The organism is Streptomyces sp. NPDC004561, from assembly GCF_053602155.1.
In genome coordinates, this window is sequence record NZ_JBSGDB010000622.1 from 1 (window position 1) to 4,424 (window position 4,424).

A 4,424-nucleotide genomic window follows, 5' to 3' on the forward strand; every position below is an offset into this window, starting at 1 on the left:
ACCACAGCAATCTCGTCCGGAGTCACGCACACTCAACGCCACACCGGGCCCAGAGGACACGCACCACCACAACCGACCTGACCAAGCACTACTAGAGCACTTCCGACACATGCCCCTTAGGGGCAGTACACGTCCCCGTCGGGTCGTTGACCGGTGGCCAGGAAGCGGGTGGCGGTGCGGTCGCCGCAGGCGTTGCCGTTGGCGAGGTAGGCGTTGTGGCCGGTGGAGTCGACGGTGACCATGACGGCGCGTGTGCCGAGGGCCCGGCGGAGTCTCAGGGCGCCGCTGAGCGGAGTGGCCACATCACGGGCGTTCTGCACGAGCAGGATGTCGGACGGGCCTCGGCCGGTGATCCGTACCGGGGACCGCCGCGGCGGGTACGGCCAGGCGGCGCAGACCATCGCGTTGCGGGGCATGCCTGCGGTGAGTGGATGCAGGCGGCGGCTGTCGGCGACGGCCGTGCGGTAGTCGGCCGTCGACGTCGGCCAGGCCACGTCGTTGCAGAGCGTGCCGATGCTGACCGCGGCGAGGTTCTGTAGCGCCTGGTCCGGCGGCTGTGCCGGCGCGGGAGGCACCGTGCCGTGCCGGGCGGCCAGCATCAGCTCGGCCAGGACGGGGAAGCGGCTGGGTGCGTAGAGGCTGTCCAGCATGGTCTGGCGCAGCACGTTGCCGTTCAGCTCCGGGGGGTTGGCGCCCGGCCAGGGGAGTGGTGCCCGGTCGAGGCGGGCGGCGAGGCGTAGGAACAGCGGCCGCACCTCGTCGGCGGTCGTCGCCACCCGGTCCGGATTGCCGGCGGTCGCGGCCCACCGGGCGAACTCCGGAAAGGTGTCCTCCACCCCGCGCTCGTACGCGTGCAGCCAGCCGCGCTCGACCATGGCGGGATCCGGATCGTCGTTGCTGTCCAGCACGATGCGGTCGGTGTGCTGCGGGAACAGCTTGCTGTAGACAGCGCCCACGTACGTGCCGTACGAGACGCCCCAGGCGGCGAGCCGGTGCTCGCCGAGCGCGGCGCGGATGCGGTCGATGTCGTGGACCTCGTCAAGGGTGCTGATGTGCCGGATCAGCTCGCCCCCGTTGCGTGTACAGGCCTGCGACAGCCGACGGGCGGTGGCCAGGTTCCCGGTGATCGAACCGTCCGGGGCCGGCCAGGGACGCAACGTCGACGTGGCGAGGTCGGCGTGCCGGAGGGCGCAGCTGACGGTGGTGGACGGAGCGAGCCCACGCGGCGCGAAGCCGATCAGGTCGTACTGGTCCCGCACGGCCTGCGGCAGCTTTTGACCCTTCCCGGAGGGGTCGGTGAGGCTTGTGTTGCCCGGCCCGCCCGGAATCAGCAGCAGTGCCCCGCGCCGGGTGGCCGGTTTCTCGGCGGGAATCCGGGAAACGGCGATGTCGATCGTGCGGCCGCCGGGGTCGGCGTAGTCCATCGGCACCTTCAGCGAGGCGCACTGCTGACGCGCATCGAGCCCGTCGCCCGCGCATCGGGTCCAGTGGAGGGCGGGGGACGAGGGTGCCGCTGTCGCGGGAGGGGAGACGCTCAGCGGAGTGGCGAGGCCGAGGAGCGCCGCGGAGACGGTGAGCCAGGCGGCTCGTAAACTTCTGTTCTGCTTCATGCGGACGAGCCTCGCGGATTCGGTGGGCTGCTCACATCCGGTGAACCCCCGTGCTGGTAAGGGGGCTTACCTGTTTGACCTGCTGGTCCGCTGGAGCGACGGCCACGTCACCGACTACACCGCCGTCGGTGACAAGGGCTTCGGAGCGAACACCGGCTGATGAAGCCGAAGAACGCCTGAAGGACGCCACCTTGGTGACCGCAGGCGACTTCACTGGCGCCAACAACTGGGACACCCTGGTGCGCTGGTCCGACGGAAGGGTCTCCCAGTTCCAGGAGGCCGGCCCTGGCGGAGTCGGCAAGGAAGTCCAGATGGCTCCGGCCGGCAGCATCTGGTCCCACGACTCGGTGATGACGGCGGGCAGCTACGGCTCCAACGGCTGGCCTGACGACCTGGTCGTCCGCTGGTCCGATGGCGAGACCACCATGTACACGCACACGGGCGCCGCCTTCGGCGCCGAACGCATGCTCGTCGCCCCCAGAACCGGAAGCTCTCGCACACGCCGCACCATTGCCCCCTCAGACCTGCCCGCACTCACCGATCACTGTTACACAAGGGCATCCACCGATACCTCCCGTTCGGCCCCCAGGGCCTGGCAGCACCCGGCACCGGCGTAGACGGGATCCCGTCGGTCATCCGCGGGGAGCCCACGCGGTGCAGCGTGCCAAGCCGGTGGCCGCTGCGCGTGGCACCGGCCTGTGACGGTGAGGGCGCCGCGCAGCTGCCGCTCATCGTGCTCACTGATTGCTCCCGCCGCGCTCCGGCGGCACTCCCGGTCTATGTGGCGGCCTCCTCTCCGTACGAGCGGAGGTGAGTACCTGTTTCTGATCTGGGACCGGTGACGAGCTGGTGGACGACTCGTTGAGCCGACGTGATCGATGGTGTGGCGGATCTAGATGGTCGATTCCCAGGGGTTTGGTGGTCGTAGGCGGTCAGTGCGCGCGTGACCGGCTGCCTGCGCATGAACCTGGCTCCACTCATCAAGTCCCCCTTGGACTCGATTCATCTAGGCTGGCGCGGTGACTGATGAGCAGGAGCGGGTGCAGCCGTCGGGAGTGTGGGCCACGGCGGTGGGGGTGGCCAGGGTGCGGGCGGTGGAGACCGAGCGGGAGAACGCGCTGTTCCGCGACCCACTGGCACAGGCCTTCGCCACCGCCGGCGGCCTGGGGCCCTCCTCGCCGCCGCTGCCCGGTGACGAGGCCGCGAGACTCCGCCGGCTGGGCGTGGCGTTCTCCATCGTCATCAGGACGAAGTTCCTCGACGAGCTGTTGCAGCAGGCCTCCGCGTCCGGGATCCGGCAGGTCGTGCTGCTCGGCGCCGGCATGGACAGCCGGGCCTTCCGGATGGACTGGCCCGAGGGCACCCGGCTGTTCGAGGTCGACACCGCCGCGCCACTGGACTTCAAGGCTTCGGTGCTGCGCCAGGAGCGGGCCGTCGCACGCTGCGAGCGGATCACCGTCGCGGTGGATCTGCGTGAGGACTGGCCAGGCGCGCTGACCGCCGCAGGGCACGACCCGGCGGCGCCGACCGTGTGGATCGCCGAAGGGCTGCTGATCTATCTGCCCGAGGACGCGGTGGAGCTGCTGCTGGCCCGGATCAGCGCGCAGTCGGCGGCTGGCAGTCGGATGGGGCTGACGTTGGGCTCGCGCGGCGTGATCGAGCGCTTCGGCGCGGACGCCGTGCCGGGATCGGCGGCGTCCATGTGGGTCTCGGAGATGCCCGACGACCCGGTGGGCTGGCTGGCCGGGCACGGCTGGGAGGCCGACAGCCACACCCTGCGCGAGCGCGCTGCCGCCTACGGCCGCCCGATCAGCACCCCGCCGCAGGGCGAGGAGCGGCCCGGCGGACTGATCTCGGCGGTCCGCCGGTAGAACGCCTCACGGTTCCCCAGATGATCGATTCCAAGGGGGTCCGATGAGTGGAGCCAGGTTCATGCGCGGCCAGCCGGTCATGCGTCCACTGACCGCCTGCGATCACCAAACCCCTTGGAATCGATCATCTAGAGGCTGACGACGAATCGCCGGTTCGAACGGCTCCTCAGTCGAGTGAACGCCTTGTCCTGGGCTATGACGCCGGGGACATGCACGGCACCAGGGCATTCACGAACCTGGTCGCCCGGGCGGCAGAGGCATACGGGATCTCTCTGCGCTATGCGGACGACGACCCTGACACGGCCGTTGAGGCGATGACTCACATCGGGCGTGACTGAAGCGCTTGGTCAGAGCGCCGTGGTCGTGGCGGGGGCGGTGCGCGCGGGTTGGCCGGGTATCACCCGACTGATCAAGATGCCGGAGTGGCGGCCGGCCGTCCTCGCCGTTGTCGTACCCGCGCACGCGTCGGCGGGCCGGGGAGTTGCGCGCGTGTAGGCGTGCACACGTGCACGAGCACACGCGGGCACACTGCATGGGCGGGCCGGGGGAGAGGAGTCCGGGCGGGGTGCCGCGAGGGCGGGCCCAGGTAGTACAGGTCGGCCGGCGCGGCCCGTCACAGCCCGGTGCCACCACGTCTGTCACAGCCGCAGTCACCGCACGGTGGGGCGGGGCCGGACCCGAGCACGCGGCGCCCGGCCGTAGGTCGCAGCTTCGGCTCGGCGACGGGGACGGCGGGCAGACGCTCGGCGGCGAGTTGGACGTGCGGCGCCGACGGCGTCTCGGTGCCTCGCTTGTGGAACAGATCGGCAAACCGCCCCCAGTGTATAGCGGGCTGCTATACGCTGGGGGTATGACGAAGCAGATCAACATCAGGCTCGACGACGAGGTCCATGCCCGCCTCGTCGCACGTGCCGAAGCCGAGGGCACGACGGTGACCGCCTTG

At 70.4% G+C, this 4,424-nt stretch carries 3 protein-coding genes; 2 read left to right on the plus strand and 1 reads right to left on the minus strand.

Going from position 1 to position 4,424, the window contains the following annotated elements; translation table 11 throughout:
* Nucleotides 1-116 precede the first annotated feature (116 nt).
* Nucleotides 117-1,610 (minus strand): alpha/beta hydrolase, encoded by a 1,494-nt coding sequence (locus ACWEN3_RS42190; protein WP_452982766.1) that lies wholly within the window; start codon nucleotides 1,608-1,610, stop codon nucleotides 117-119.
* 194 nt (nucleotides 1,611-1,804) lie between these two features.
* On the opposite strand from ACWEN3_RS42190, the gene ACWEN3_RS42195 reads away from it, so the two are divergent.
* Together ACWEN3_RS42195 and ACWEN3_RS42200 are read left to right on the plus strand one after the other, a co-directional pair.
* Entirely contained in the window at nucleotides 1,805-2,227 is a 423-nt protein-coding gene (locus ACWEN3_RS42195; RefSeq protein ID WP_452982768.1) for a hypothetical protein, read from the plus strand.
* Nucleotides 2,228-2,665: 438 nt separating this feature from the next.
* Nucleotides 2,666-3,481 (plus strand): class I SAM-dependent methyltransferase, encoded by an 816-nt coding sequence (locus ACWEN3_RS42200; RefSeq protein ID WP_452982771.1) that lies wholly within the window; start codon nucleotides 2,666-2,668, stop codon nucleotides 3,479-3,481.
* Nucleotides 3,482-4,424: the final 943 nt, after the last annotated feature.

Coding starts and splice junctions, on each gene's coding strand:
- ACWEN3_RS42190 (WP_452982766.1), bottom strand. CDS start 1,610: ATGAAGCAGAACAGAAGTTTACGAGCCGCCTGGCTCACCGTCTCCGCG.